The organism is Acinetobacter sp. (genome assembly GCF_050285345.1).
Classification (GTDB): Bacteria; Pseudomonadota; Gammaproteobacteria; order Pseudomonadales; family Moraxellaceae; genus Acinetobacter.
The window spans coordinates 1-25,967 of the sequence record NZ_JBLZXR010000092.1 but is presented as its reverse complement, the minus strand read 5'-3'; the positions used below and the strand labels follow the sequence as shown (position 1 = coordinate 25,967).

Below are 25,967 nucleotides of genomic sequence, written 5' to 3'. Positions count from 1 at the left end.
CGCATCATGATGACAACCGTTGCAACAAGTGCTATCGCTAAAGTGACCATAATCGCTGCACCGTAGAACTTTAAAAACGCAGCAAAACCACTTGTGGACACTGGTTCCATTTATTTCCCCTAATTTTTGGCAATAAAAAAGCACCCTATTGGGTGCGTTGGATTTACTTAGAATTACTTGCGCATAAGGCTTGAGATTCTATTTGATACTTGACTAATTACTGTGCTAAACAATGACTCTTTAGGGGTTATGCATAACTAGGTTTCCACAGTATTTACCGAGTAAGCCATTTCACCATCTCCTTGATCGTATTTTTAGAATTCTCTGTTAAACCCGTAAATAAGATTCCTACATAAGCAATTTTTGAAGGAAAAGGCTGATTATCTATATTCAATCCTCCTTTTTCCGCAATAACTATCGACGGGTTTCCTGATTCCAGAGTTCTATGCGCTAAAACATGAGCTCCACTAGCCATAGCTCCTATTGAATAAGTAGAATAATTAGGGGTTATGTATGGAGGTGATCCGTCTGGTAATAGAATTCCTGCTTTTGAAAAAATATTTGCATAATCTTCAAACCGATACATATTATTATCAGATGAGTTGCTTGTCGCCATCTGCCCCAATAACCTTAACTTTATTGGCCAAGTTGTTGTATTGACAGCTGTACCTGCATAGTTTGAGCATAAAATAGGTATACCTTCATTAAATGCACTTAAAATAACATTTGATGCATTTTCATTTGTTCTTATACCAACCAATAAGTCGTAATTTCTAGCATCATTAATAGTTAATGATGATTCTGCAATTATGGTTGCTGTATGCCCCCAAGATTCGAACATGCTTTTTACAGACTTAAGATACGAAGTTGTAAGATTGTTGGTTACAAGTGCAATATTTCTCGGAAGATCAACGGATGTATTTACAACAATCTCATCACTAAATTTCTCCGATCCATTTCTATAAGAACCAATTCGTACATAATAGACCTTGCCTGCATCAATCAGCGTATCTGTGTAAGACCGAATTTCGCCATTCAAAACTGCTTTGGCAATTGGAGGGTTCTCTATATCAATTGGTTCTTCAGAGCAATAATAACGTTGCTCATCAACAAAACCATCTATTTTCCAATTTAGCTCTAAACGATTAGTCATTTTTAAACTCAACTGTTAAATCATAAGGTGCTGAGAAGAATTGGCTTAATTTAATGGTGCAATCGAATGGATTCAGACATTCATATCCATCGCGAATTGTTTTAAGGACAGCCTTAATTGATCTTGCATCTACTTGCATGGAGGAAATAGGCATGGTGTAACTGGTGGTACCCGTCACATTGGCATTCGTGGTTGCTAGTTCAATATCATTTTCATCTAACTGACTTAAAATTAAATGTGTCTGTGTATCAGGTTCAATTGCTATACCTCCTTCATACCATCCCAAAATACCCCCACCTGTTTGTTGCAAACGATTACGATCGATCCAGGTTAAAACAAGATCTGTTTCAATTTCTTCAGGCCAATATTCACCATTAATTTTTACATTCGCAGGTGGATAAGGACGAATAGCACGTGCTTGTATTTCAACTTGCTGCGCTTCAGTATCATCAAGGTCCAGAATTCCACTCGGCGTAGTCGTCAGTGCTTTTACATTGATGATCTCACCAGTGACGTATTCTGTTGGATCTACCGTGACAAAATCATCTGCAAAGTACAAAATGCTCCCAGCCAGATGATTTTGAGGAACTGTATCTAACGCCCCACGTTTTACCGTGAGTAAACCTGTCTCTTCATCATAGGATTGATAGACCATGATTTCGTTATTTACAGTAATTTGTGTACCTATGCTAACCATGTCGATATCACCAGCCTTTTTTACAATAAATGCATGATCCATTTTTGAAAGACTCTGATCTAGCTCAGCTGTTTCGCTATATACAATCGCACCTGCTCGCTCATAATCATTGCCAATATCTGTATACATCAGAGCATTTAATGAATTACTTTGTGGGCGCTGGGCAATCACCGCCGCATAGCCCGCATCGGGGTTATAAGCTAGCGCCTCGTCCACAGCTTTCTGCCCATTGAGTTGCACTGCTTCTAAATAGGACAACTCAAACGCCTTAAACAATGCAGGCAGTGGAGGTTTTGGTGTGGTGTCTACAGGCGTATCAATCACAATGCTTGAAGAAAGATTACTTGAATAAGGCACGACCTCTACAAAATCAATCGATACATCTGTACCGGTACCTAAATTGATTTTCATGATCCGAACTAAAATGGTACCGCTCCAACGTCTTGGCCATTCCAGTTTGAGTAGGTCATATCGATTCCACTTTCGTGCCTGATAAAACCCAGTTGTGAAAGTTCCTTGCCAAACTGGAGTAGATACTTGCTTCAGCTTCCACTGACTTACAATAGCTGCATTACGCTGATGCATGAAATAAGGAAACTTCACGTCATCAGAATTTTCATGACCATTTAAGTTCCGAATTGCAGCATTCTCGGCAATTGAAAATGAAGAGTTTTTAATCGCACTTTGATTGTAATAACTCACGTTCAACTTATTAATCAGTTCATCTGTAGATGTTGCTCCATCCAACTGCATACTCTTAATTTTGTTGACATGTAGTGTTTGAACTTCATTCTCTGCAAACCAATCATCACGAAATAGAACCATCTCATATAAACCAGTTTGACGGTTCATTCGCACACCCGCTTCGATATGGCCACAAAGTTCATTGATGGCTTCAAGACATGACTTCTCTGTTACAGACCAAGATATCCCCAATTTTTCTTGATGAAGTAAATCCGCGGCTTTCTTGAAATTCGCATCATTTACATCTGATTCAGGCTTATTCATTGCCGTATCATCGGTCAAAATTTCACGTATTTTATGTATAGGATTAAGATCACGGCTAACGGCACTTGATGCGCTAAAACGCATGTATTGGTGGTAGCCGCGCGTTGCTCCCTTAGCCATCACATTGTCAACTGGATCGCAAATACAGGTTACTGTTGCGCCATTCTTGACTTGAATTTTTATTACCGCAGATCGTTCAGCATCATCGTAGTTTTGTTGAGAAATGCCATGGTTAAAATAATATGTAGCAGGTGGTTCACTAATTTGAATCATATAGCGGTTGTAACCACTCGCAGCCCCATAAACTCCCCCTTTTTTAATCCAGGTATATCTCCCAACCTGCTCCCCACCCACAACGTCACGTGATTCAGTCGATGCAGTAATCGCAAGAGTAATATCAAAGATCTTATTTGCAGGAATATTGTCTGATTGAATAATGAAACTTGTGGTACCAAAATCCCCCACTGGAATCGCACTCATCCCGTCAGCACCATCTTTTCCTGTCATTTCCCAACTGAGTTGATCAAAGTCATACTCAGGCGCATCGGCTTCAGGCGGAGGAAGGATTTCTGCCCTTTCGTCATACCACTGCGGTCTACCATCATTGCGAACATGGATACGCTGTGGCCAAAGTAACATTTCTTTCATGTAGCCTGAGTTACCATGATAAAACGAGCCGTTGTAGTGCTTAGGCGAACCTTGTGTAAATTGGCCTATCCCTCCGCTTGTTGCCGGCTTTTTTCCAAGACCACGGAACAACAAATAAGACTGAAAGGGATAACCTGACACCTTTGCAAAGTCAGCGCTATAAGTGGTGTTAGGTAATTGATCTGCAGTACCCGTATGAATATCAATAAACCCTGCAACACCGCCCTCTTTATCCCCGTATAAGTTTGGGCTTTCGACACGCAGAAAGCTTTCATCATTATCGGGTTTAAAAATCCAACCACGGTTATCAAAGTTAATCCCAATCAATTTTTCAATGGGATTACCAATAAATGTCGTAAGTTTGGCGAAGTATCTTTGACCAATTGTTTGCTTACTGCTTCCGCCCATTTTTTACATACTCCACAACTTGCTGCGCCATGGCATCATGTGCTTGTTCAACAATTTCGATATCGATGCCATTTTCAAGAAAGGTTGACCAGTCCCAACCTTGAGATAAAAAAAATGCCCGCGATCCGCGAGCACACATTCCTGCTTTACGTATATCGGACATGTAAATTCTCACTTGCCACCTTTCTGTTTGATATCCGTTGTTGCGTGTCCCCAAATATGGGTGATGTTTCCATACATATGTGGACTGCCTGCAACATCTGAAAAGGACACACCTTCATCTGCAATCGTTCCATCAAGCTGATTGGCGGTTTGCTGGTTTTTCTTTTGGGCTTTGCGCATGGCGTAATAGCTGTAAGCGGCTGTGACGACCATCAGCGCAAGCATGGCGTAAATCACCCAGGGTGCAATTACCATTCGATACCTCGCTTATTTAATCAATTGGGTAAAAATTGGGTTGCTGTTCGGGATGAATTGATGCCCAGCATAACGCGCCCAATTGTTAAACTTTTCATCACACATTTTTTTAGATTGGTCGCACCCAGGCACAACAGAAAAAACATCACCCACAGCTAAACCCACATGTTGACGATACAGCGTAAAGCTATTCGCGCTGCTGGTCGTGATTAAGGTATGTACTCCACCTTTCAGCATCAAACCCAAATTCAGCCATTGATCCGGGTAAGTCTTAGTTTCCATGATCGGGTCTCCATTTTCAAAAGTGGGGTTGCCCTGTTCATCTAAAACAGGATTTCCTTCTTCATCCAATACTGGGACCTGCTCAAACATTGGATTGCCATGTTCATCCAAAACCTGAGTAGGCACCACATCGAAAGAAATCTTTAAGCCATCGACCGCAGTCACTGCAACCTCAAATGACCAGTCTTCAAACTTTAGCCCGCACCAGCGGTCATAGATTGAGTTTGGGCAAGAATACTGAAACTTGCGTGTCAAAATATTGCGGTTTAAATACGATTCTCCGGTTTCACATACCAAGGTCACAGTATCCGCATCTTCATCATATTTTGGCTGCGTCACACGGCCTTTATGCAGGACCAGTGTTTCACCCTGGTAAAGTTCAAGTATGGTAATGGTCACACCACCATAGAAGATCTTGCCTGCAAAGATGGCGGCCAAATCTTCACCCTCAGCATTGAATAAATGCATCTGCGGAAAAGTCACTTCGGTATCGCATTTATCAATACTTTCATCTTCAATGGCAGTACGTTTTAAGCCGTGAACTGGTAAATATTCAATACTGTTATGAACCACAGCTTTACGTGCACTGGTAAAGTTCCAAACCATATCCCCATGCATGAGTTGAAATAACTCGGCTCTGTTTCTCATGATGATAGTTCCACAATAGGCACTGTCACTTGTGTAATCTGTGCGCCTAAAAACTGAAATTCGATTTGATCTGCATCAAAACGGTGTAAACCCAAATAGCAAATGGTTTGGATGTCGTTTCTGTGTGCATTGATTGCAGGTGACACCGTTAAAGAACCGCCCGTTTTGGCTGTAATCTCATGCGCGGTCCACGTTCCATTTTTACGCTTTACCGCAATATGTTTACGGTCTGCTTCAAGTAAGTACTTGGTATTGGTACTCAGTGACGTGGTGATATTTGCCGTGTTTAAGATATTGAGATGCTTCTCATACAAAGGCATCCAAAAGGCTTGATAACGCCCCATGCGTCGAAATAAGAATCTGCGGTATTCACTATATTGATCCCAACCCTTCAGCACCGACTTAAACGGTTTTAAATAGCGTGGTTTCTTCCAATGGGTGAATTGTTGAAAACCTCCCACATCAGCATCCACAATGTTTTGGTGCTGCGTTAATGTCATTTCTAACGAATCGCCATCCAAAAGCAACGGTTGGAAGTAAATATCATCACCTTGATACTGCTCTGGTGCATCACCACTATGCTCAGGTGAATCCTCGGCCAGTACGCGGAACACCATGGATGAATTTGACCAAAAACCGCCCGTGCTGATTGATGCATCACCATCGATGATGCAGATCCGCAGCGGCATGATTGAAGCATTTGATACCGTTATATTTTCAGCTAATCGAAACCCGTCCTGATATTCAGTTTCTAAGGCTTGAAGAATCTCATCCGTTTCAGGATCTCGAATTTCTTCCTGAGTAATGATGTATCGGCCGACTGCAGTAATATCAACAACCTGAAAGCCCACTGTTGATTCAATTAAAGCAAAGCCGACTCTGAGGTCGGCGGAATGTGCTTTCGTGTCCATGATAATAAAATCACTGTCCACCATATCTGGAATCAATTGCCTGAACTGGGGCAATGGAATACCCCATAGATTACGCAAGTTGGCATACAGCATATGGAAGATGTCGCCCATCGCTTTCTGCATATTCGCGTAATTGAAACTGAGGACTTGTCTTGGTGCATCGCGCTGGATGTAGCGGTCTTCACTACTGTCATAAGCCTCATGAACTTCAGTTTTGAATTCCAATCGCTCAGTTGAATTTAATAGAGGGCAATTTGTTAATACATGCACCTCACCATATTGGGTTTGTATTTTCATTTTGTCCTCATAAAAAAGCCTCAGGTTAAACACCTAAGGCTGCTTTATTACGTTTAAAGAATTTTACAAATGCTTTTGTACCATCAGAACTAAACAAATAATCCCCTAGGCTTTCACGCTCATCCACAATCACAAAGTTTGGATTTAGATTGACGTTTGGTGAATTACCACTACTCACCTTTGCACTCGCCTGAGCCTGCTTCTCAGCTTGCACATCAGAATTTCGATTAATTGCTTCCAGGGTTCCCATACCGACGCGATATGTGTCTTGTGGGGTGACAAGCCCGCCATAAGCTCGCTGTAATGGTAGCTCACCAGTACGGTTCATGTACTCCATATTTTCAATACCAATCTTTTTAACAGAAGATGCTTTGGTAACAAACTCGTAGTCAGAAAGCTTAGCATTGATGGAATCACTCGTACTGGTTCCCGCCCCACGTACATGACCATCGCCTGTAAACAGACCACCAGTCGCATAGCCTTGCGGTTCCTTCAAGCCACTTAGCATTGATACGATCATTGCTCCCTGACCAATAGCACCAGCAATCATTGGAATGTTTTGAGGGAAACCAATTTCTGAGGCTTTAGCAATATTTGTCACCAAAGATACAGCCGCTTGCGAAGCTGCAAATCCACGAGATATCGCATACATAACGCGATAACCTTTCGACTGCTCACCCCCCATCGACTTAAACATATCAGCCATTGAGCCTGTAATACTCTCACCATAAGAAAGCTGAAGCTGCATCGCTGAAACTTGGTAAGAATCTTCAATTGCACTCATTCTGTCGACATGAGCCTGATACGCCTGCTCCTTTAATGCATAGTTTTCACCAGCCATCGCCAACTCAGCATCAAACAGTGCTTGTGACGCATCTAGTCGATCAAATCTTTCTTTCTCAAGATTAAATTGATCTGTAGTGCCTGTCAGTTCAGCATTAATGCTTCCCCATTGCTGAACTGCAGTATTTAGGTTGGTCTGTTTTTCTTCAGCTTGTAATGCATTGGCAATTGCTAACTGACGATTACGTTCATCCAGATCTTGAACACTACGAGTTATGCGAATACGCTCGAGTTCCCAATACTTTTCAGATTCTGCATTTGCATGCATTAGTCCCTGTTGCATCTGGAAAATACGCTGCTCTTTGGCAAGTTGGATTAAGCCAAGTTCGTGAGCACTCTCCTTTTCAGTGGAGTCCTTTTTTAACTTGCGTTCATTGGCCAGTAGTCCTTTTGTGGAGTCAATACGAAGTTTTTTGATATTTGTCTGAGCGCTAAGTTTTTCGGATTCAGACAGGTTGTACTCGTTGAGTTCGAAATCAAGTTCTGCTGCATAAAGTTTTTTTCTTGCTTCAGAAATTTCTGTTGCATCAGCAATCATCTTTGTTTTTGAACCTGACTTTAATGATGAATTATTGATTTTCTCAATTTCATTTTTTAAGTCGGTTTCAATTCGGGTGAACTCGCTGGTGTAGTCATAGATCAGACTCTTGGCATCCTCCAATGCCTGCCTCGTGTCGCGCTCAAGCTCTTTTGCTTCCTTCTTCTGCTGCGTTAGCGCTGCCTTTGATGCTTTTGTTAACGCACTCGCTGAAGCTTGAGCTGCTTTCTGGCGAGCATCACGCTGCTTATCAACAGCATCCAGCTGATCAAGCATTTTCTTTTGCTCAATAGTTACACCCTTAAAGCCTTTCTTTGCGTTCTCGTTGTAAACCTCAGTCCAGCGCGAAGCAGACTGCGCTGACTTACCTTGCTTCTCAAACGCATTTTGAAGTTTTGCTGAAAACACATCAGCGCTTAATTTGGTGTTTATTTCAGTCAAAGCGGAAGCCAGATTGCGAACGCCCGCTGCTGCACTGTTCCCAGCATTCGCAGTACCATTTAACTCTCCCGACAATTGCGCAATGAATTCCTTTTGAGTTTTTGAAGCAGCGCCAGCTTCAAATACAGCCTTTGCAAAATTTGCTGTCTTATCTTTTGCATCTTGTGAAACCTTGCTTGAGTTTTGAACAGCGGTGTTAAATGCGTTCAAATCACCAGTTTTTTTGTATTCAGCAAATAATTTTGACAACTCAACCTGAGATTCGGTTACAACCTCACCCAAACTGCTCATATTGCTGGCATACACCATTAGTTCAGCTGATGCCTTTCGGTATGCTTCATTAAGATCATCTAGTTTTTGACGCTCCGCAGCCATCTGCGCGTCACGCTGAATACCATTTAGTTCACGATACTTGACAATTGCGTCACCAACAGCCTCATTGTTATCACGTAAAGACTTAGTAGACTTTTCTGAATTATCGCTTAGAAGCATATAGCCCGCAGCCAAGGCTGTTACACCAATTGTAATCGCACCAATCGGGCCACCTACTAGAGCTAATGCTCTCGCCCCAGCTGTGCGTGTTGCAGCAAGATTTGCTTCTGCTGTTACTTGTGTTGCTACAGCAGCTGCAGATTGTTTGAGAGCAATATTGTGCGCGACTTCTGCTTGAGTTAATCGCATTGTAGCTGCTGCGCGCGCATCACGTGTAGTCGCAGAATTAAGTTCAGCTCGAGCAAGGTTAATCTCAGTAAGTGTTTGTGCAGCGGTCTGACGGCTGCGCTGAACTTCAACTGCGAGCAATTTAAGCTGACTGGCAACTTCTGTTTCTAGAGCCACTTTTTTTGCGGTTGATGCGGCAATACTTCCGCGTATAGCCACTGTCTGTTCAGCTATCCGTTTTGTGAGATATGCAACACCGCCCAACATCGCAACATTTGCCACTAACTCTAGATTTTTAGCCAACTCACCTAAAGCGCCAGCCATAATACCTGTAGCACTGGTTGATTCGTTTGCCTTACCTAGGTATACAGTCACGGCGTTGGACAAGGTTGTAAAACCATCAGCTAGACTGTTTTCCATGTTATTGGCCAGCTTTTCATTTTGCTCACGAGTAGCAATCAAAGTCTGGATCAAGTCTTCTAGAGAGGCTTTACCTTCCGCACCTAATTTTCGAATCTCAGCTTCAGTCTTACCTGTGGTTTTAGCCATATCCGCAATAACATTGTCTGCACCAGTAACAATAGAAATCCATGCATCAGCATCAATTTTTCCTTTAGCCATAGATTTGGATAAAGAATCCATTGCTGACTGCGCTTGATCTGTACGTGTTGCATTATGTGTAAAGCTGAATGAAAGAGAATCAACCAAATCCAAAGTTTGTGTAGTGGTTTTCCCTAAAGATCTCATTCCACCAGACAAACTTAAATATACTTCTTGAGCTTCACTCAATGCGCGATAAGTTGTATTAGCAGTCGCTAGCACGCGGTTTTGCACCAAGTCATATTCTTCTGCGCTTGTAGTAGCGTTACGGATACGGGCTGCCATTTGTGTATAGCCATCCGCCATAGCAATCGCTTTGTTAATTGTCAGCAACCCACCCATGAAGCCAACAAGTGTTTTAATTGAGCCCGACATTTCGGTCATCTGTGCATCAGCTTTGTCACCTTTCACAGTTAGGTTTTCCAATTCATTTGCTACAGCACGCGTATTTCTTTCAGCATTATGTGAATCAATTTCAATTACTAAACGACTTGTTTGCGTGGTCATTTCACTTTCCTGCTGGCAATAAAAAACCGCCTTTTAGGCGGTTTTGTAAAAACATTGGTTAATCTTGGGCACTTAAATTGCCACTCAGACATTTTTTTAAAACTGTTAATGCATAATCATCTGGTTTTAATTGCACCTTGTGGCTATACACATCATTAATCACGTATAAGTACAAGTTTGATTCAGGTAATTCTCTTACTAAACCAACAGCCATTTCTTTTGATAATTTATTCTTATGTGTAACTATTGAATCTGCATAGTTGGCAAGTGCACCACAAGACGTTTTTTGATTATCGGTGAGCTTACTTTCAACTTCACAATGTGATAACCAACCATACTTGAACTCGTCAGAATTATCATTATCTTGGAATACGGGCTGATTATTGTCTAAATAAAACCTTTTAAACCCTGAATACCCGCCAAACCCATTTTTTGCATTTACTTCACCGCAAACACCTTTAATGTTTTGAAATTTAGCTGAATCTGGGTCCTTTAATGAAGCGAGGGCTATATCTTTGGTTTTACTCTCCACATCTTGACACCCAGCCAAACTAAACATAATGCTAAGCATTGCAATCTTCTTCACACCCCGCTCCAAATTTTTAATTTAGAACAAGATACTAATTTCCCGCACAAAAAGAAACCGCCACTTTGGGCGGTCATTCTTTAGAAGTTATAGCGTAAACCAGCTTTATAAGTTACACCGTCAAGATCATCAAATTACCGATCAGAACTTTTATTTAGTTGTTCAAGTGGTGGCGCAGTTAAAATCAAAGGCTTCTCTTCGCTCAAAGCAGGAGAAATTACATTATTCCCACCTGGCTTTTTACCCAATAATTCATCTACTAATTCATTTACCTTGGTTTCAGTGCTGCGCCATTTATTGAGAGCTAACCCACCATTTCCTTTTAACTTAAATGAAGACTCAGAAACTTGTCGCCCATTTTGAATAAGGTTAAATTGAGCTGATACCATATACGGCACAATATCCCATGAACGTAAAGCAGTATAATTTAACATTGTCTGACATGAGCTAAGATTCGCACTTTCCTTATAAGTTTTAGCCTTAATGTTATGTCTAGAAAAACTTCTCTCAATAACTCCATCAAAATCTTTAATAATCACCTTTGGATTATGAATAATACATACTTCGCGTATTGAACTTGGATTAAACCCAGATGTATTGTTCACTTGAATTGATGTACAGCCAGTCAACACTAAAGCAAGTATGCTTAAACTTATTATCTTTTCCATTCTATTTCCTTAAATTATGGAGATAAAATACTCATTAACTTAAAGAAAGTCTACTTAGTTATTAGAAAAGCACCCGAAGGTGCTTTGATTAGCCAGCTGATGGCTTCTTGCTCGGATTTGGATTTTCCGTAGTCAAAGCTTCGGGCTTAAAGTCTGCCTTTTTATTCTCACTATCAACAAACCATGCGCAAGACCATTCTGACCCCATGCCAGCCTTGCCATTAATTGTCATCGCAGGTCCGCCAGACTTAAGATACACAACATCACCAACTTTCAAATCACTCATTTTATCCCTCATTACTTTAATTATGAGTATCTTTTATACCTCAAACAGCTGTTTTTTCAACCATTAAAAAACCACCCGAGGGTGGTTTCTTTTATCTTGCTTCACATTCTCTATGCTTCCATGAATGATTCCGAGAGTATGAAAAATTCATATTATTGGTTTCAAAGATGCGCTCTTGATGATTGAGCTTTTCGATCATCTCTATAAGGGCACCGCCTCCGTGGGCTTGCTCTTTGTATAGGGCTCTCAATACTAGTTCAGCTGGCTTCCCAATTACAACCCGATCACTTTCCCAATTGCGGACTGTTGACTCGTTTACACTTAAGATGCCTGCCAAATTTTTCTGCGAAAGATTCAACTCTTTGCGCAAGAAGCGAATCTCTTCACCATTAAGTTCTGGTTTTTCATTAATCAAATATAGGCCGATTGTTTTATGAAGCTCGTTCACTGATGCAATGGATACCAGATCACCATATTCTTCATCAGTTTCGATTTCAAAACCATCAACAAGCCAAACATTGCTTAAACCACACTCTTCATAGTGATACATAACTGTGCCTATTCTTTAAATGTAGTAACAACAATGGAAAAGTCCCCACTTTCGCAAACCTTAATCACAACTACAGTTGTGACAAACTCGCCAGCCGTACGAACCGACACATTCAGTTGGTAATCTCCGCGAGTGGTTGTGAATGGACCCTCCGTAATATCTCCGTGCTCAAAACAGCATATAATCTGTTTAAGTGAGATACCGCGCTCCTTCATTCTCTCCCTAACATGTGTTGTTAGTTTGATCTTTCTAGTGTCCTTAGCAATCTCTCTAAGCTTACGCTTAGCCTCAATTTCGGTTAAACACATATACAGACACTTTTATTTATTAGGTTGAATGATTCACGCAGAACCGCTAATAATTAGCGGTATGTGTAAAATATAACGCACTAATGACATCACTGTCAATAACGAGTTATCACTCATTGTCAAGCCTTACACCCTTTCTTGTGCGTTAATTATTGTCGCACAACATAATCCGCTCTCGCTCTTTGAGCTATTTAATTGGGCTTGATAGCTTCCTCACCCCATCCAAAAACAAATTATCCAACGCAAATATACACTCAACAAAAATGTGCAGCTCACACGGCGCTTCATACAACTCAAGATAAGCATTGATATGGCTACCATCTAGCGGCATAGCTACAGGATGGTAAGAACGGCCACGGGCAATCACATTAAATGCTGTCAAGATTGCATGAGCTATATAACTAAACTCAGGTGCATCATCTAGCTTACGCCCAAGCTTGTCCCGCAGCTTCTTTTGAAAGTCAGTTAATCCACCGTCTCCTGTCTGCCATCGGTAGAGCTCTGTGACTTTCCCAGTGTATCTGCTTTATTTTGGTCAGCATCTAACTGGATCTTCTCAGCATGAGCTTTCACGAAAACCCATACAGCCACACCAATATCGCCCATATCGAATAGCTTGGTAGCATTCTCTGGGGTATAGGGCTGTTCAACCTCTTTCCCGTTTTCAGAGAAAACCACTCCCTTCCAATCTTCAATCAAATGACATGCTGCTGCCTCGAGTAAAAGTTCGTGATAGAGCTTATCTTCAGCACCTGCAGTTGAAACAACATACCCTTTTGATGCGACTTGATTTTGTGCACGTTCAAGAGCTACCCGGTAAGGTTTATATGCTTCACCACGAATTTTAAATTCCGCCAGCACATTACCCTCAACATCCTTATATTCTTTCCATAGTGAGACATTTTTACTCTTTTGAATTTCTGCTTTTAAAGCCATTTTCTTATCCTATAAATAAAGCCCCTTTCAGGGCCACTGTTATGCAGTTGTGCGTGTAATTGTCGGTGCTTCTTTTACCTGACGAAATTCCATAGCTAGCGTATGGTCATCATTTTTATTGGTATCGGACAGGCCATCATTATCCAATTCCAACTTGGTGAAATTGAACCCATAAGCATTACCTATAGAATCTTCCAAACCAATTTCAGCAGTCATGTTTTGGCGCGACTCAACATAAGGAATCCACGCTTTTGAAGTTGTGGTTAAGGCCAGTGTCACATTTAGTGTGATACTCACATTACCTTCGGTATAGCGGTTTGGGATCAGGCTACCATTGCCCAAACATGGTTTAGCAGTCAGGTTGTTATTAATCGTGATTGTGAATGATTCAGCACATGCTGTACCAACAGTACTTACACCACTGATCTTGAATTCGTTCACATTTATAGATGACATGAATGGTGTGGTGGTTGCTGGCAATGGCGAAGTAACAGGACTAGCAACAGGGTTGCTATAGCCTGTTGCATTGATTGAAGCGCTACCTGTAATTTTGCCTTCGGTATCACCCTGAATGGTCAGTTCACCAATTCGACAACCTGAGAACACTTGAATAAAACCAACTTTCTTGTCGTGCTTCACAATCGTATAGGTTGGTAAGGTATCGCCACCAATTTCAAGGGTTGATACTGATGGTGTGCCTGAATCAACAAACATGTTACCTGCCACACCTTCAAAGAACATGTCTTGACTGAGTGCAGATAACTCGTACTCAATATTGCCAACCGCTTCTGCAGAAGTAGCAACTGAGCCTTGCTCAAAGCGAGAGTCTACAATCTCATCAGATTGGGTCAAAGACACTGTCTTCTTTAATGAATCAGAGTTACGGCGCAACGTGTGCCATTCAGGCACTGCAGGCAACGTATTGGGTGTTTCTTCTTTCGCAATGTGGATCACCACATCAGTGCCTTTTGACATAGCTGTCTCCTGAGTTTAGGCAATAAAAAACCGCCCTAGAAGGACGGCAAAATAAGAATTTGGGTTTAGTTCACGATATATGACACATTCACGTTGTACTGGTAGTAACTCATACTAGACGGGTCACCAATCGCACTCGAATGACCTACATCAATGATATTGGCTTCACGTAGTTCTAGTTGGTCAGTTTTATAGAACTCCATGTGTTCAGCCCACTTATCCGCTAATTGAGACAATGCATCAGTGCCTGTATTTAACGGTGCAAATAACTGAATAAAAATAATACCTGTAGTCCGAGTACAAGGCTTGTCGCTCATCCCAGTAATAAACTTTCCTGCATTACTTACTGTTATTTTGGACCATATTTCTTTTTCAGGTGGCTCAAACGGCTTGCCTTCGTGTAAAGGATTATTTGCCAGTTGAATATGCCCTTTAAGCATCCCAGTAAAAGAACCAACACGCGCAAGTATGGCTCGTAAAGCTTGAGTATTTGTCATCATTTGTATTTCTCGCACACATACTGAAATGTTAAAGCATAGACACCATGTGGTGCTTGCATACTATGCCCATTTTCTAACTTATCCCCGTATGGACTATTCGATTGAACATAGACCAAACCGCCAATCTTAGCCGTAGCTGCAACCTTTAAACCTTCTGCGATTGTGTTAGCACCTGATGCATCAATGCTTTTTTCATAAGTGTTATCTGGTGAATCAAGCGTGACTTTATGGGATGCTCTGTATTCACCATCCATTACAGGAGATCGAGTGATTACCTGCTGAAGTGTTTCACCTACAATCTTTTTGAGATGGTCGTCTGCATTCTTCACCACTTCAAGCGCAAAATTAGTCGGTTTGTTTTTCCAGGCCATAGCTATTCTCGATATTCAACAGTCACATCACCAAATAGAATTTCATGCGCCAGTTCACCACTAATCATAACTGGACGACATTCAATATCGGTCTTGATTCGAATTAAGAAACCTTTTTCCAAATCCACATAAAAGGCATCTCGAATCTGTTCACCATTCAAAAACACCGATTTAATGTTGGTAGCGCGAACATCAACATGAAATGCCTGATTAGAATCAACTGCGCGCTGAATTAGCTTTGAATCATCAATGTAAATCATAAATTTCACCCATTAAAAAACCCACCGAGGTGGGCTATTTTTAGTTTTGTATTTTAAGGTTTGAGCTAAAAGCAAACAACTTACTCTTGTTTCCATAAACCCTACTAAAATTTGTCATCATTTGCTCCTGCATCCCTTCAAAATTTAATTCCATTCGGGAAGAAAATTCGCTGTTCGATTCATCTGTGTATTCAAAATTGTACTTTTGCGGATTAAATTGTTTTTCTTTAAATGAGCCCAATATATTTAGTTCAAATATTAAATTTCTAATTTCTTTGAAACAATTTAAGGCTAATTCAGTGAACTCTTTAGCTTTAATATCTCTACTTTGAAGTTGCTCAGTTATTTGGATTGCTTTTTCAACTCGATCCATTAAGCCAAAATGCTTTGCTTCCCTAGATTCGATTGTGCTTTGGGTAAAAACCTCATCATCTTCAACTTCAAATCTATAATGCTGCCAAGTATCTAATATGTCGATATATGATGCGTAGATCTCAGAGCTTTCCTGTTCGAGAAGTTTTTCTATATGCTGCTCTCTCCAATCACTAAAAAGTACAAAGGCCGCCACAGGAGCAAGAAAAGCGGCTGTAAGGGTTAATGTATCTTTAAGTAAGTTATATGTTTTAGTTGGATCAAATTTAGGACCATCACTAATCAACCATGCGCCAATTAGAAAATACAGAATTGTTAAACCTAATGCCCACCAACAAACTAGTTTTATCTTTTCTTCTAAAGTTTTTTTCGCCATAAATCCCCCATTATCTCAGAGGGATATTACTAAACTTTCCGCAACTGGCAAACCCAAATACTACTGGTTGGATCTGCGCCAATATTCACCGCTTTGAAACGCCCTTTTGATGTGGTCCACACATCGCCAATCTGTGGTACTTGAGTCACTTCATTTTGCAACACTGTGGCCTTTGAATCTGTGACTTGGTAATCAGTAGGCTTAACCATATCTTTCAAATAAGAGCCAAACAAAACACCACGACCGCTGTACGCTTCAACGGTAACGGTTGGATAAGTCTGTGTTTCAAAATCAAAGTCACCCGACTGGATTTCTTTAGTGCAGGTGAAGCTATCAACTGCATCAGCCAGCTTCTTATCAAAGGCTTTTGCTACTTTGGATTGGATTTTGTTTTTGATCATCGCTTTCGCTTGCCTTATACATATCAAATAAGTCTTGAGCTATACGCTGTATTGAGTAAGCTTCAAATTCAATACTAGGTTCTTTTTCACCCATCAGATGTTTTGTGCGCTGCCAAATATGTACAGCTTCATGCAGCAACAGGCCATGAATAGTGATCAGTGATTTATCTTGAGTTTCCCCAAGTTGAACAATGCAATGTTTTCCACCATCGTAATAATCTACCTGCGCAGAACATCCCATTGAAAGAAATTCATCTGAGTCATCCATATCATCAAACAGAAGATCCATATGCAATTGATTGCGAGCAAGTGTGTACTTCGAATGCTCAAAAGGTGTGATATACCACTCAGGAACATAGTCTGTATTAATCATGCCCGAAACACCTCAAACGTAAAACCTTTAGACTTCAAGCCAAGTGAGCCAATAAAGGCCCTCGCAATCTGCTCGAACTCAGTTACTTCAACGCTACCCTCGGCAAAGCTTTCAGTCACTTGTACCGTATCAGCCTTTACGCTTTCACTTGTGGTTTGGCGTGCAATACCTGAATAAATCACGCCAGCCTGAATACCCTTAATAATCTCGCAGGCAGCGTCTCTTAACAGTGGGTCAATCGGATCGGGAACAAAACCAACTTCATTCTTCATCCATGTGTTTGCTAGTTTAATCAAACGAGCTTTATCACTATCATCGGCAAAGTCTGCCCCAAGGATAGATTCAGCTTCTTCAACAGTAATAAAACTCATAGCATTATTCCTTTGGAATTAAGAGAGCCAGCAAATCATCCTTTTTGGCATCAGATGAGAATTCAATTCCTTTCAATTTCAGAACATCTTTTAGCTCATCCACTTTAAGTTTTGAATAATCCACTGATTGAAGTTCAGCGATACGGGCTTGCATTGCGCCAACATCGTTTTTGAAAGAAATCAGCTCACCTTGTGCTGTGGCCAACTGCTCTTTTGTGTTGGTTAAATCAAGCGCGACCGCATCAAATTGCTCTACTGTAACCAAGCCAGTCAAATCAGCAGGTTCAACCTGAATCAGCCCAGCCTTTAACGTTTCCAGTTGATGTTTCAGGTCATCATTTTCAGCAACAACTTTTTCACATTTAGCTTTTGTTTGATCAATAGTGGCTTGCAGTTCAGGCGTAATACCCACCTCCAAACTCACTACCACAGAATCAGTTGAAAGCTTTTCACCTTCATATAATTCATGTTGGCCATGTTTGAAATCGGATTCATTAATGACTCGAAAATCATCACCATCTTTAATTTTTACAGTTTTTACTTGTGTCATGTAGCTCTCCAAAAGAAAGAGCGCGTATAGCGCTCAATCTAAGTTTTATTAACCCAACAGCAAGGCAATATGATCTTGCTTAATTGCCTTTACGCCCCAAGCTAGACGCACATGGTAAACAACCTGCATGAACTGGCGATACACGGCGATTTCAAACGCTAGGCCAGTTAATGGATCAACCACTTGAATTACATCATCAGCAGAGTCACCACCTTCTGGTAGTGCTGGTGCACGAGTTGCTAATGCAATTGCTGAACGAGCAAATGCCACATTGGCTGTGTAAGCATTGCCTCGGGTAATGGCTGTGTTATCAGCAGCTGGGATTAATAAACCTGATTTATTCAGGGCAAGACTTGTACCTGCCAATCCACCTGACACATATTTGTTGCCATCGCCCGCAAAAGTAACAATATCACCAGCTAGAATTGTTCCTGCACCACCATCAACAGCAATGGTTGTAGATTTTGCGCCTACTGCACCGTTGACAAGATAGTCAGCACCAGTGCCATTCACATGCAAACCTGATGCATGTGAGTGACGAATCGCCATATTCATCACACGATCAGTCATACCGTTACGAAGCATGTCTGCTGAACCAGCTTCATTTACCTTAAATAAACCAGACTGCTTACCACGTAAATTACCAATTGCAGCATGACCAAGGACCAACTGAAGATCAGTACGAGGTGCACCATTTTCTTCAAGAATTCGCAATACGCCTGAAAAGTCAGATAAATCTGCCGCTGTACCAAATGGTGTGGTACCACCTGTACCAAATGCGCGTGAGGCATTTTTATAAGCTTCTACATGTACATCTGCTTCAATTTCATTCACCAATGTACGCATAGCCTGATAGAAGCGATCAGCCTGAATTGTGCTGAACGTGCCAGCATTAGAGAGGCCTTTAGTTTCTTCACCATTCCAGCGCACAGGAACGTGACGGGATTTAGTGATTTGTGCATCTACATGGTCTACGTTGGTATCACCAGTATTTAGAGCGTTTGCGCTAGGGATTGTGTCCTGTGCTGTAACTTCAGTGGTCACTGGCACGCGAACATTTTGCCCTACTGCTGCACGCTCAATACCCGAGTCACGCGAGACCGCAGGAATGTAACCTGTTAACTCACGTGAGACTTGATCTAGCGCTTCGTAGATATCAGGAATTAAACCTGTAAGAGTGTTAGCCATTCGCTATTATTTCCTTTTAAAAATTAATCAGTAACTTTGCCGCCTTCACGCATAAATGAAGACTGCTCGATAGGTTTTAGATTTGTAAATTGATCACGCGACATCGTCTTAGCCCCGCCCTGACCGCCATTACCTTGAAAACCACCACCTGAACCTTGGCCACCTTTTAGAATTGAATCTTTATGTGGGTATCCACCAACTAAAGACTCCAAAGCCTCGTCAAAGTCAGCGGCTTCACCAGGGCGAGAACGTGAATAGATTTTTTGACCATCCGTGCCGTATGCCACTACCTTGCCTTCTTCGATTTTGAAGCTTTTCCCAAATTGGGCTTGGACCATGTCCACAGGTACAGCAATGTTGTCTTGAATGTACTTAGAGCGAGCGAAGCCACCACCAATCAACTCACTATGTAATTGCTGTTGCACAGCATCACGCTCAGTAGTTAATTGCTGAATTTGAGGTTCGTAGGTCTTTTTAAGTGCATCGGTAATTTCAGCCTTAACCTTGTCTACCTCGCCTGCATCCACAAGCTTTTTAGCGTCCAAGTTCTGAACAATTCCAAGTGCCTCTTTCACCTTGACGGGATCAAGTCCCTCAAAGGCTTTAACTTGTGCTTCAAATTGTTCTTTGGCTTCACGATGGGTTTTCGCCTCACCATTCAAACGTGTGATTGTTGCCACTGTCTGCGGCGCATCAAAAGCTACTTCTTTACCATCATCATGAACATAAACAGGCTTACCATCCTGAACCACTACATGACCATTTTCGTCTAATTTCAATTTCATAAGTCATCCGACCCTTTTTAGTGAGCATCCGCTCGTTACGCTGTCCGCATCCGCTTTCAGCAGGTATAAAAAAAGCACCTCAATAGGTGCTTAATTTGAATTTGGTTATTTGGCTTTAAATTTGTTGTGATCTGCTGTACATGCAGCAAATGCTACAAACCATATCTTTAACCAATGATTTGCAGTATCACGCATTAAAATTGCATCTGCTCGACCATTATCAAATTTTGGCTTGATCTCATATTTCATTGAGAAGCAATTGAACTTGAGAACCTTGTGGTGATCCTTGAGATTGGTTTTTTCACGCATTTCTAGAATTTCACGCTCAAACAACCAAACTGTGCGCTTCAATCCTGTTTTCTTTGGCTCTTTCTTCAAAACCCTAACTCCTCAAAAGTTTTGGCATCTACCACCTTAAGCTCTGCCAGCGTATAACCCCGCTTATTCAGCGTATCTGCAAACTTATCAATGCTGTACTCACCTTTCTTATAAAGCTCGTACTTCGATTTACCCAACCAAGTGCGCTGAAAGAACTCATCCGACTGCTCGAAGAACTCTTTGAACGATGTATTTGCATCCAACTGCCCAATTAAGTGTTTGCGCTCATCCTTGGGAATGTCCTTAACCTTGCGTTCATCCATCACAAATGGTCTCAACCCTGCAATTTCACCATCTTTATTGCATGGTACGTAGGTTGTGCGGTTATTTGGATGCACAGGGAACCGTGGACGCGTCGGATCGTCAATTGGATAGACATCTCCATCAATTGAAGCGCAGTACTTGCACGTGCGTCCATCCAGAGTAGCTACCACTTTCACATGCTCGTACCCTAGAGCCTTGTATGTGTCGATGTAAGTCGCATTACTGATATGGCTTCGTGCAGTGCGCACCTGACGTTCAATTTCAGACTCAGTCTTACTTAGAATTCCATCCTTATAATCAAGTGATTTTTTACCCTTAATTCGCTGAATAATCTGCTGATTGGTTTGACCTTGCGAAATACCATCACGGATGACATATTCCACTTTCTTTCGCAGTGATGCAGCAATGTCAGAAAATAAGTAATCAACCAACTGACCGCCCGAATACGGCATTTTCTTAATGGTCTTATAAATTTTCTCACCAGATATAACTGCAGTGCTACCAGCAATCAGATTTGATGTATAAGAGGCCTCATAAACTGCGAGTGATACTGCAGACTTTTCAAACTCTGAACTTAGGTCCTGATCAATTGATTTGAACCACTCATTCAGAATAGCTTTAATTTCCTCAATGTTCCGACTAGCTTTAGCTCTACTCGAAAAATTAATACTCTGTAATGCTTTACGCTCAGAATCTGTCAAATCTTCAAGTAATTCACTTAATCTAAGTAATTGAACCTTGGAAAGCTTATTAAATTGAGCTGTCAGCTCGTTTACGCTTTGAGATGATGCACGATACAGATACGCTTGATGTTGGCTCAGCGCATCAATAAGGGCTTTCTGCGCTGATTTATCCATCTTTATTCCTCATCATTTGGTGGATTATTCATTCCACCATCATCCCGCTTTTCAATTTTCTTTACGATGTCCTCCCATTTATCTTCAGGGAATGTACCAGTCTGCTCATAGTGGTACCAAACATACATCGGCAGCTCACCAGCTAAACAAGCTTCGTAAATGAGTTTAGAGCGTGTGGCATCGTATTTAGGTTTATTAAAATCCTGAGCAATTGTGAAACTTAGCTCATCAACCTTTAAATCATGCTCTGGGATAACAAACTTTGCACACCAACGTAATGCTATGGTGAATGCTTCAGACACGTTGGCCACGACCAACGACAAAACAGAATGTTGCACCGAACTATCATTGTCTGCCTGTGTAGCAGTCTTATTGGCGGAACCAACCTCGATCAAGCGTGCACCCAGCTCTTTCATTTGGTTCCATTTGTCATTCATACGCTCATAGGCCAAACCATTCTTTTCAGCTTGGACCATCTTTGCATCTGTTGGGATCCCTGAGCGACTGCCGACCGAGGCACCTGACTCTTTCACCATGGCATACTGCTCTTGGGTAATGCTCGGAAAGCATAGTGTTGGTTGCCCAACAATGAATGCAGACTCTTCCACATCTGCAGTACTGGCATAGTATGAAAGCTCCATCGAAGCCAATTCATACAGTGGAGCTGTGCCAATCTCATCTGAATTGTCCACGGCGCCACAAAACGTGAAAGGGATGTAGTCCCATGGCTTACCATGGTAGTCAGTTGGAGTGAACTTCTCACCTTCTATCCACTGCCCTTTATCATCCTTTGAGTGAATCTGTATGGTATATACATGACCATTAGCAGTTTCTTCCAACAACAAAATACGGTACTGGTCATTTGACTCAACAGCAAAGCCGTTGCGTACTTTCACTGTTTCCAGAATCTTCACAAAGCTCAGCTTCTTTTGATTGCCGACAATGATGTAATCCCAATCAATAATTGATCCAGCTTTCAAAATATGAATCATCGGAAAAGCCCCTTTGCTCTTTTCCTCTTCCTTGTTCTTACTAGGTGCCACTGCGGGATAGTCAACGTAAACCCCACAGCGATAGTTTTTATTTACCAGTCGTGTCGCACGCTGTGCGCATTGCCAAATTGAGCGTCCAGCGCCATCTGCATTGCGTTCTAAATATTCAAGCGTACGTGGACGATTGAATACAGGTGTTTTCCCAAATGCCAATCCGATATGACTGGCAAGCGTTCGACTTGTTACACCCGGGAAGATTGCACGGAGCAGATATTCTTCATATCTCCCCTTACCATCTAAATCTTTAGGGGATTTGAAAAGTGTGGGTAGTGGCAAATATACTTCACGTTTTTCTTTAATTACTTCCTGACCACCACAAGCATCATCCAGCTTATTCCAAGTCTTAATGTGCTTATCATAGTCAGCATGTGTTGCTGTAATGCTCATATTAGAATCCAAACATTGGTAGGTCGATACGAGTGACCGGTTTTATAATCGGGAAGCGCTTAGCCAATAGATAACCACCCGCATCACCAACGTGGTCAAGTCCTGATTTTTTATCTGGCATACCAAAATCGTCATAAACCTGCTGCTCTAATGTTTCGGTCAACCGTGGGCATTTGTTGGTATTTACTAACAACGTACGCTCACCCTCACCATTCAAAATCAAAGCATTAACTGAATTAATTCGATCTTTAATCGCCGGGTTAGTTCCACTAACCTCCACCATAAATCCCTTATCTCGCAAAATCTGATGATCTGATTCGCTGCTATTTTTTGATGACTTAGCCTGACCTGCAGCATCTGGTATTACAGTCATGTCATGTAACGGGAATCGCTCATTAAGCAAGGTAGCCATCGTAGGTGTATCTCTTACCCCAACCATCTCGTCTAAAGCCAAAGGTCTGCCTTCACGGATGACATAGACCACAGCTGCCATCTTCAGGACGTTAAAGTCCATCCCGATGATCAAAGGTTCGCCTGGTTTAATTTCTTCATCGGTATGGTTTAGTTTTCGATCAAAATCTGGATATACCGCTCCACTGGTTAAGTTGACGAATTGCCCACGTAAATATGCTGAAATTAATTGTGGTGGATAGGATTCATATAGCGATGAAATATAATCATCTGGCAAATTGGCTTCATTATCATAAGTTGAAGCTTGAATCATTCCATACAGTGCACGCTTTGCAGGGGTTGAATTCGCCTCTTTTACGAACTGCTGATGCGTAAACTTAAATCCCTCTGGTGTAGTTGCAACATCAATGCCATTGATTAGACCAGGATGTTTCACACGCATACGAGCAATGATCTTTCGCCAAGCTTGTTGAGCTTTAACCGTAGGCATTACATCCAGTTCATCAATTAACGCATGGCCAATCTTAAAACCTACAATTGTTTGGGGCTTTTCCATGGATCGACAGATAATTGTGCTTCGATACTGACGACCGTAGTAAATATCGACTTCTTTATTTGATTCATAAATCTTGGTCTTCAAACCCCAGTCAAATGCCACTTCATCAATGGTCGGAAAAAAGATGTCACGGATCTGCGGATAGGTTGGCGCAAAGTAACCTAAGGGCACCTTAGGAAATTCCCAAGACTTGTCACAAAGACTTGAGCAGCCTACCCAAGTTTTTCCTGATCCAAAACCTGCAACAAACGCACGAAACTTATTCTCCAGCTGTAAGAAATTAGCCTGAGGTACATTCAGGGTCGGATTGATGTTCGGCATTTGATTTACTCGCATCTACGACCTGTATGGTCACTTTGACTGGAGTTGGATCGTCAGCCCCCTCACCATCCCCATTTTTGATTTTATCTATCTCAAGCTGCTTAAGCTGTGCATCTAGCAATTGAAGTTCATAGCCATGCATTTCATCCTTAATCTGCTTAATGATGTTCTGCTTCATTTTCTTATTCTTGTTCCAGTCCTCATACATCTTCTGGAGTTCATTTAGGCGTACTGCTTTATTCGCCAAAGGAATGTCGTAAATATTGGATTTAAAATCTTTTCTAGTTCGAGTGAAAAGATCCTTCAATTTCTTACTCATTCCCCTGCAGGTTGCTTTTGTTGGATCGTATGAAGCGACCTGCTGACGCTCAATTTCAATGCCAAATTCTTCCCTTACAGCATCCACTACTTGTTGAGGTGTTTCAAAGCAAGCAAGAGACTGAACTATAAAGATTTTTACAGGCTCTCTTAGTGTTGCCATAAACACCCCTTTGTAAGACTACGTAAGGGTAAATAGGCAAAAAAAAGAGCACTAAGGCTCAATTGATCACACAGTTCCCACAACACGCAGATACATTAAAATCAGATACAAACGGCGCATTCTTTGTGATTTCGGCTAATCGCTTAACACCCTCACTTGCACCCCAACGCTTGACCACACCGTAGAACTCTTCAACGTCATGACCTGCTAAGTAATGCTTAGGTAAGCCTGTATTGTCGCTGTACATGATTTCGTCGTCTTGGTCACGCTCTACGCCAATGTGGTAAAGCTCATGCTCGATCAAGGCACAGAAGTCATGATCTGAAGCTTGCTCACAGAATGAGGCATCTATAGTGATTAGATAAACAGGTACACAACCAAACCAATCCCGCATCTGCTGTTCTTGCCGGGCTTTCTTCCATCCACCTTGGTTAAATATTACTTTTTCACATTGCCCTAGTACCATGCGCTTTTTTGACTGGCATGCAGATGATGCCCAAGCAAAGGCTAAAAAGGTTTCATCATCGTGCAGTAGCTCTGAGATATGGTCATGATCTGGATTATGGAGCTGGCCACCAATGGTCAAATAGTTTTTAATCACCCATTCTTTTAAGTCCACGGCGGGCGCAAGGCGAATTGCTTCTTCTTCCTCAGCCTGATCAATGAGATCTGTCGGTGGGAATGGTCTGATTTGTTCCATCTTCTATTCTCTCTAACTGCGACTTAATCCAACGAATCACACTACCCGACTCAATTGCATGTGGCTCAAAACGTTGAATCTTGTAACCCATATCTTCAGCCAAATCATATTTATTAAATGCATTCGCTATCTTTCTTCCACCACGCCCGACAGCCCAAGGACTACCCGCTATTTCAATCAGAAGTCGTAACTTCACAATATAAAAATCAAATCGCCAGTTTTTAGTGGATTCAAATTGAAATTTGCGCTCAGAGCCAATCAGGTGTTCTTCTAATTCTTGGAATAGGGCTTCTTCAGCTTCTAGGTATTTTTCTTTTGCCTTTGGTAAAGGTTTAGAGCGTGGTTTGGTTTTAGGTGGGCGCTTTTTGGTTTTCCAGAAGTAGTCGTCTGCGTTCATATTTTGCGCCCATTAAAAAACCACCCGAAGGTGGTTTAGTTTAAAACAACATCGACATCTGCCCAAACTCATAAATAATTAATGTAAGGACAAGAGCCGAAACCGAGATTACAAGCACATCTTGTGAAATCATACTTATCTCCCTTTATTGTTCTTTTTTTATACTCTCACGACTAGAAATATTTTCAACACTAAAAGAATACATTTCTCACAATTTACAGTGATAGATATGTAAGAAATTATACATGA

30 protein-coding genes and 1 pseudogene are annotated in these 25,967 nt (G+C 41.5%); all 31 read right to left on the bottom strand.

What is annotated here, in order from left to right; all coding sequences use genetic code 11:
- Positions 1-274: 274 nt before the first annotated feature.
- Positions 275-1,153, bottom strand: coding sequence for a hypothetical protein (locus ACN6OV_RS08200; protein WP_427951793.1), 879 nt, complete (start codon positions 1,151-1,153; stop codon positions 275-277).
- Positions 1,146-3,914: a hypothetical protein gene (locus ACN6OV_RS08195; RefSeq protein WP_427951790.1), complete on the bottom strand. Its 2,769-nt coding sequence runs from the start codon at positions 3,912-3,914 to the stop codon at positions 1,146-1,148. The genes ACN6OV_RS08200 and ACN6OV_RS08195 overlap by 8 nt, the downstream gene beginning before the upstream one ends.
- Positions 3,898-4,077 (bottom strand): hypothetical protein, encoded by a 180-nt coding sequence (locus ACN6OV_RS08190; protein WP_291390800.1) that lies wholly within the window; start codon positions 4,075-4,077, stop codon positions 3,898-3,900. The genes ACN6OV_RS08195 and ACN6OV_RS08190 overlap by 17 nt, the downstream gene beginning before the upstream one ends.
- Positions 4,078-4,085: 8 nt before the next feature.
- The gene (locus tag ACN6OV_RS08185) at positions 4,086-4,331 is read right to left on the bottom strand and encodes a hypothetical protein (protein ID WP_279733120.1); all 246 of its coding nucleotides are present in this window, start codon (positions 4,329-4,331) and stop codon (positions 4,086-4,088) included.
- A gap of 12 nt (positions 4,332-4,343) precedes the next feature.
- Complete coding sequence (locus ACN6OV_RS08180) at positions 4,344-5,261, bottom strand: phage BR0599 family protein (RefSeq protein ID WP_427951785.1); 918 nt, start codon at positions 5,259-5,261, stop codon at positions 4,344-4,346.
- Positions 5,258-6,469, bottom strand: coding sequence for a hypothetical protein (locus ACN6OV_RS08175; RefSeq protein ID WP_427951783.1), 1,212 nt, complete (start codon positions 6,467-6,469; stop codon positions 5,258-5,260). The genes ACN6OV_RS08180 and ACN6OV_RS08175 overlap by 4 nt, the downstream gene beginning before the upstream one ends.
- A gap of 25 nt (positions 6,470-6,494) precedes the next feature.
- Positions 6,495-10,058 carry a tape measure protein gene (locus ACN6OV_RS08170; RefSeq protein ID WP_427951780.1) on the bottom strand — a complete coding sequence of 1,188 codons (3,564 nt, stop codon included), beginning with the start codon at positions 10,056-10,058 and terminating at the stop codon, positions 6,495-6,497.
- 58 nt (positions 10,059-10,116) lie between these two features.
- The gene (locus ACN6OV_RS08165; protein ID WP_427951777.1) at positions 10,117-10,644 is read right to left on the bottom strand and encodes a hypothetical protein; all 528 of its coding nucleotides are present in this window, start codon (positions 10,642-10,644) and stop codon (positions 10,117-10,119) included.
- Positions 10,645-10,877: 233 nt separating this feature from the next.
- Positions 10,878-11,312: pseudogene (locus tag ACN6OV_RS08160) on the bottom strand (Sbal_3080 family lipoprotein); the annotation flags it as partial.
- 88 nt (positions 11,313-11,400) lie between these two features.
- On the bottom strand, positions 11,401-11,598 hold the full coding sequence (locus ACN6OV_RS08155) for a YodC family protein (protein ID WP_427951774.1): 198 nt from the start codon (positions 11,596-11,598) through the stop codon (positions 11,401-11,403).
- 91 nt (positions 11,599-11,689) lie between these two features.
- Complete coding sequence (locus ACN6OV_RS08150; protein ID WP_427951772.1) at positions 11,690-12,148, bottom strand: helix-turn-helix domain-containing protein; 459 nt, start codon at positions 12,146-12,148, stop codon at positions 11,690-11,692.
- An 8-nt stretch (positions 12,149-12,156) separates the two neighbouring features.
- Positions 12,157-12,456 carry a DUF4258 domain-containing protein gene (locus ACN6OV_RS08145; RefSeq protein WP_427951771.1) on the bottom strand — a complete coding sequence of 100 codons (300 nt, stop codon included), beginning with the start codon at positions 12,454-12,456 and terminating at the stop codon, positions 12,157-12,159.
- Positions 12,457-12,921: 465 nt separating this feature from the next.
- Positions 12,922-13,392, bottom strand: coding sequence for a hypothetical protein (locus ACN6OV_RS08140; protein WP_427951770.1), 471 nt, complete (start codon positions 13,390-13,392; stop codon positions 12,922-12,924).
- 39 nt (positions 13,393-13,431) lie between these two features.
- Positions 13,432-14,367 carry a phage tail tube protein gene (locus ACN6OV_RS08135; RefSeq protein ID WP_427951768.1) on the bottom strand — a complete coding sequence of 312 codons (936 nt, stop codon included), beginning with the start codon at positions 14,365-14,367 and terminating at the stop codon, positions 13,432-13,434.
- 65 nt (positions 14,368-14,432) lie between these two features.
- Positions 14,433-14,867 carry a phage tail terminator-like protein gene (locus ACN6OV_RS08130; RefSeq protein ID WP_427951766.1) on the bottom strand — a complete coding sequence of 145 codons (435 nt, stop codon included), beginning with the start codon at positions 14,865-14,867 and terminating at the stop codon, positions 14,433-14,435.
- A complete protein-coding gene (locus tag ACN6OV_RS08125) occupies positions 14,864-15,238 on the bottom strand; it encodes a hypothetical protein (protein WP_270429061.1) in 375 nt (124 codons plus the stop codon). Before ACN6OV_RS08125 ends, ACN6OV_RS08130 begins: the two co-directional genes overlap by 4 nt.
- 2 nt (positions 15,239-15,240) lie before the next feature.
- Entirely contained in the window at positions 15,241-15,498 is a 258-nt protein-coding gene (locus ACN6OV_RS08120) for a hypothetical protein (RefSeq protein WP_195728834.1), read from the bottom strand.
- A 40-nt stretch (positions 15,499-15,538) separates the two neighbouring features.
- Entirely contained in the window at positions 15,539-16,246 is a 708-nt protein-coding gene (locus ACN6OV_RS08115) for a hypothetical protein (protein ID WP_270429063.1), read from the bottom strand.
- 29 nt (positions 16,247-16,275) lie between these two features.
- Positions 16,276-16,647, bottom strand: coding sequence for a glutamate 5-kinase (locus tag ACN6OV_RS08110; protein WP_427951762.1), 372 nt, complete (start codon positions 16,645-16,647; stop codon positions 16,276-16,278).
- Positions 16,604-17,020, bottom strand: a complete 417-nt coding sequence (locus ACN6OV_RS08105) for a hypothetical protein (protein WP_427951759.1) — start codon at positions 17,018-17,020, stop codon at positions 16,604-16,606. The genes ACN6OV_RS08110 and ACN6OV_RS08105 overlap by 44 nt, the downstream gene beginning before the upstream one ends.
- Positions 17,017-17,391: a hypothetical protein gene (locus ACN6OV_RS08100; protein ID WP_427951756.1), complete on the bottom strand. Its 375-nt coding sequence runs from the start codon at positions 17,389-17,391 to the stop codon at positions 17,017-17,019. Before ACN6OV_RS08100 ends, ACN6OV_RS08105 begins: the two co-directional genes overlap by 4 nt.
- A 4-nt stretch (positions 17,392-17,395) precedes the next feature.
- Complete coding sequence (locus ACN6OV_RS08095) at positions 17,396-17,941, bottom strand: HeH/LEM domain-containing protein (RefSeq protein WP_427951753.1); 546 nt, start codon at positions 17,939-17,941, stop codon at positions 17,396-17,398.
- 48 nt (positions 17,942-17,989) lie between these two features.
- Positions 17,990-19,129 carry a P22 coat - protein 5 family protein gene (locus ACN6OV_RS08090; RefSeq protein ID WP_427951750.1) on the bottom strand — a complete coding sequence of 380 codons (1,140 nt, stop codon included), beginning with the start codon at positions 19,127-19,129 and terminating at the stop codon, positions 17,990-17,992.
- A 23-nt stretch (positions 19,130-19,152) separates the two neighbouring features.
- A complete protein-coding gene (locus ACN6OV_RS08085) occupies positions 19,153-19,914 on the bottom strand; it encodes a DUF6651 domain-containing protein (RefSeq protein ID WP_427951747.1) in 762 nt (253 codons plus the stop codon).
- Between the two features lie 105 nt (positions 19,915-20,019).
- Complete coding sequence (locus ACN6OV_RS08080) at positions 20,020-20,292, bottom strand: hypothetical protein (protein ID WP_161417562.1); 273 nt, start codon at positions 20,290-20,292, stop codon at positions 20,020-20,022.
- Complete coding sequence (locus ACN6OV_RS08075; protein WP_427951743.1) at positions 20,289-21,413, bottom strand: minor capsid protein; 1,125 nt, start codon at positions 21,411-21,413, stop codon at positions 20,289-20,291. The genes ACN6OV_RS08080 and ACN6OV_RS08075 overlap by 4 nt, the downstream gene beginning before the upstream one ends.
- 2 nt (positions 21,414-21,415) lie before the next feature.
- Positions 21,416-22,852, bottom strand: a complete 1,437-nt coding sequence (locus tag ACN6OV_RS08070) for a DUF4055 domain-containing protein (RefSeq protein WP_427951740.1) — start codon at positions 22,850-22,852, stop codon at positions 21,416-21,418.
- 1 nt (position 22,853) lies between these two features.
- A complete protein-coding gene (locus tag ACN6OV_RS08065; protein WP_427951737.1) occupies positions 22,854-24,140 on the bottom strand; it encodes a terminase large subunit domain-containing protein in 1,287 nt (428 codons plus the stop codon).
- A complete protein-coding gene (locus ACN6OV_RS08060; RefSeq protein WP_224466650.1) occupies positions 24,100-24,621 on the bottom strand; it encodes a DUF2280 domain-containing protein in 522 nt (173 codons plus the stop codon). Before ACN6OV_RS08060 ends, ACN6OV_RS08065 begins: the two co-directional genes overlap by 41 nt.
- A 58-nt stretch (positions 24,622-24,679) precedes the next feature.
- Positions 24,680-25,321, bottom strand: a complete 642-nt coding sequence (locus ACN6OV_RS08055) for a putative metallopeptidase (protein WP_427951733.1) — start codon at positions 25,319-25,321, stop codon at positions 24,680-24,682.
- The gene (locus ACN6OV_RS08050; protein WP_427951730.1) at positions 25,281-25,718 is read right to left on the bottom strand and encodes a hypothetical protein; all 438 of its coding nucleotides are present in this window, start codon (positions 25,716-25,718) and stop codon (positions 25,281-25,283) included. Before ACN6OV_RS08050 ends, ACN6OV_RS08055 begins: the two co-directional genes overlap by 41 nt.
- Positions 25,719-25,967 lie beyond the last annotated feature (249 nt).

Bases quoted from the DNA above. Each gene is read 5' to 3' on its own strand.
- ACN6OV_RS08060 (WP_224466650.1), bottom strand. From the start codon at position 24,621: ATGGCAACACTAAGAGAGCCTGTAAAAATCTTTATAGTTCAGTCTCTT.
- ACN6OV_RS08135 (WP_427951768.1), bottom strand. From the start codon at position 14,367: ATGTCAAAAGGCACTGATGTGGTGATCCACATTGCGAAAGAAGAAACA.
- ACN6OV_RS08130 (WP_427951766.1), bottom strand. From the start codon at position 14,867: ATGATGACAAATACTCAAGCTTTACGAGCCATACTTGCGCGTGTTGGT.
- ACN6OV_RS08100 (WP_427951756.1), bottom strand. From the start codon at position 17,391: ATGAGTTTTATTACTGTTGAAGAAGCTGAATCTATCCTTGGGGCAGAC.
- ACN6OV_RS08125 (WP_270429061.1), bottom strand. From the start codon at position 15,238: ATGGCCTGGAAAAACAAACCGACTAATTTTGCGCTTGAAGTGGTGAAG.
- ACN6OV_RS08155 (WP_427951774.1), bottom strand. From the start codon at position 11,598: ATGAGTGATTTGAAAGTTGGTGATGTTGTGTATCTTAAGTCTGGCGGA.
- ACN6OV_RS08065 (WP_427951737.1), bottom strand. From the start codon at position 24,140: ATGCCGAACATCAATCCGACCCTGAATGTACCTCAGGCTAATTTCTTA.
- ACN6OV_RS08195 (WP_427951790.1), bottom strand. From the start codon at position 3,914: ATGGGCGGAAGCAGTAAGCAAACAATTGGTCAAAGATACTTCGCCAAA.
- ACN6OV_RS08170 (WP_427951780.1), bottom strand. From the start codon at position 10,058: ATGACCACGCAAACAAGTCGTTTAGTAATTGAAATTGATTCACATAAT.
- ACN6OV_RS08110 (WP_427951762.1), bottom strand. From the start codon at position 16,647: ATGATCAAAAACAAAATCCAATCCAAAGTAGCAAAAGCCTTTGATAAG.
- ACN6OV_RS08095 (WP_427951753.1), bottom strand. From the start codon at position 17,941: ATGACACAAGTAAAAACTGTAAAAATTAAAGATGGTGATGATTTTCGA.
- ACN6OV_RS08055 (WP_427951733.1), bottom strand. From the start codon at position 25,321: ATGGAACAAATCAGACCATTCCCACCGACAGATCTCATTGATCAGGCT.
- ACN6OV_RS08190 (WP_291390800.1), bottom strand. From the start codon at position 4,077: ATGTCCGATATACGTAAAGCAGGAATGTGTGCTCGCGGATCGCGGGCA.
- ACN6OV_RS08175 (WP_427951783.1), bottom strand. From the start codon at position 6,469: ATGAAAATACAAACCCAATATGGTGAGGTGCATGTATTAACAAATTGC.
- ACN6OV_RS08085 (WP_427951747.1), bottom strand. From the start codon at position 19,914: ATGAAATTGAAATTAGACGAAAATGGTCATGTAGTGGTTCAGGATGGT.
- ACN6OV_RS08140 (WP_427951770.1), bottom strand. From the start codon at position 13,392: ATGGCTTTAAAAGCAGAAATTCAAAAGAGTAAAAATGTCTCACTATGG.
- ACN6OV_RS08145 (WP_427951771.1), bottom strand. From the start codon at position 12,456: ATGTGTTTAACCGAAATTGAGGCTAAGCGTAAGCTTAGAGAGATTGCT.
- ACN6OV_RS08090 (WP_427951750.1), bottom strand. From the start codon at position 19,129: ATGGCTAACACTCTTACAGGTTTAATTCCTGATATCTACGAAGCGCTA.
- ACN6OV_RS08050 (WP_427951730.1), bottom strand. From the start codon at position 25,718: ATGAACGCAGACGACTACTTCTGGAAAACCAAAAAGCGCCCACCTAAA.
- ACN6OV_RS08075 (WP_427951743.1), bottom strand. From the start codon at position 21,413: ATGGATAAATCAGCGCAGAAAGCCCTTATTGATGCGCTGAGCCAACAT.
- ACN6OV_RS08150 (WP_427951772.1), bottom strand. From the start codon at position 12,148: ATGTATCACTATGAAGAGTGTGGTTTAAGCAATGTTTGGCTTGTTGAT.
- ACN6OV_RS08180 (WP_427951785.1), bottom strand. From the start codon at position 5,261: ATGAGAAACAGAGCCGAGTTATTTCAACTCATGCATGGGGATATGGTT.
- ACN6OV_RS08200 (WP_427951793.1), bottom strand. From the start codon at position 1,153: ATGACTAATCGTTTAGAGCTAAATTGGAAAATAGATGGTTTTGTTGAT.
- ACN6OV_RS08185 (WP_279733120.1), bottom strand. From the start codon at position 4,331: ATGGTAATTGCACCCTGGGTGATTTACGCCATGCTTGCGCTGATGGTC.
- ACN6OV_RS08120 (WP_195728834.1), bottom strand. From the start codon at position 15,498: ATGATTTACATTGATGATTCAAAGCTAATTCAGCGCGCAGTTGATTCT.
- ACN6OV_RS08115 (WP_270429063.1), bottom strand. From the start codon at position 16,246: ATGGCGAAAAAAACTTTAGAAGAAAAGATAAAACTAGTTTGTTGGTGG.
- ACN6OV_RS08105 (WP_427951759.1), bottom strand. From the start codon at position 17,020: ATGATTAATACAGACTATGTTCCTGAGTGGTATATCACACCTTTTGAG.
- ACN6OV_RS08070 (WP_427951740.1), bottom strand. From the start codon at position 22,852: ATGAGCATTACAGCAACACATGCTGACTATGATAAGCACATTAAGACT.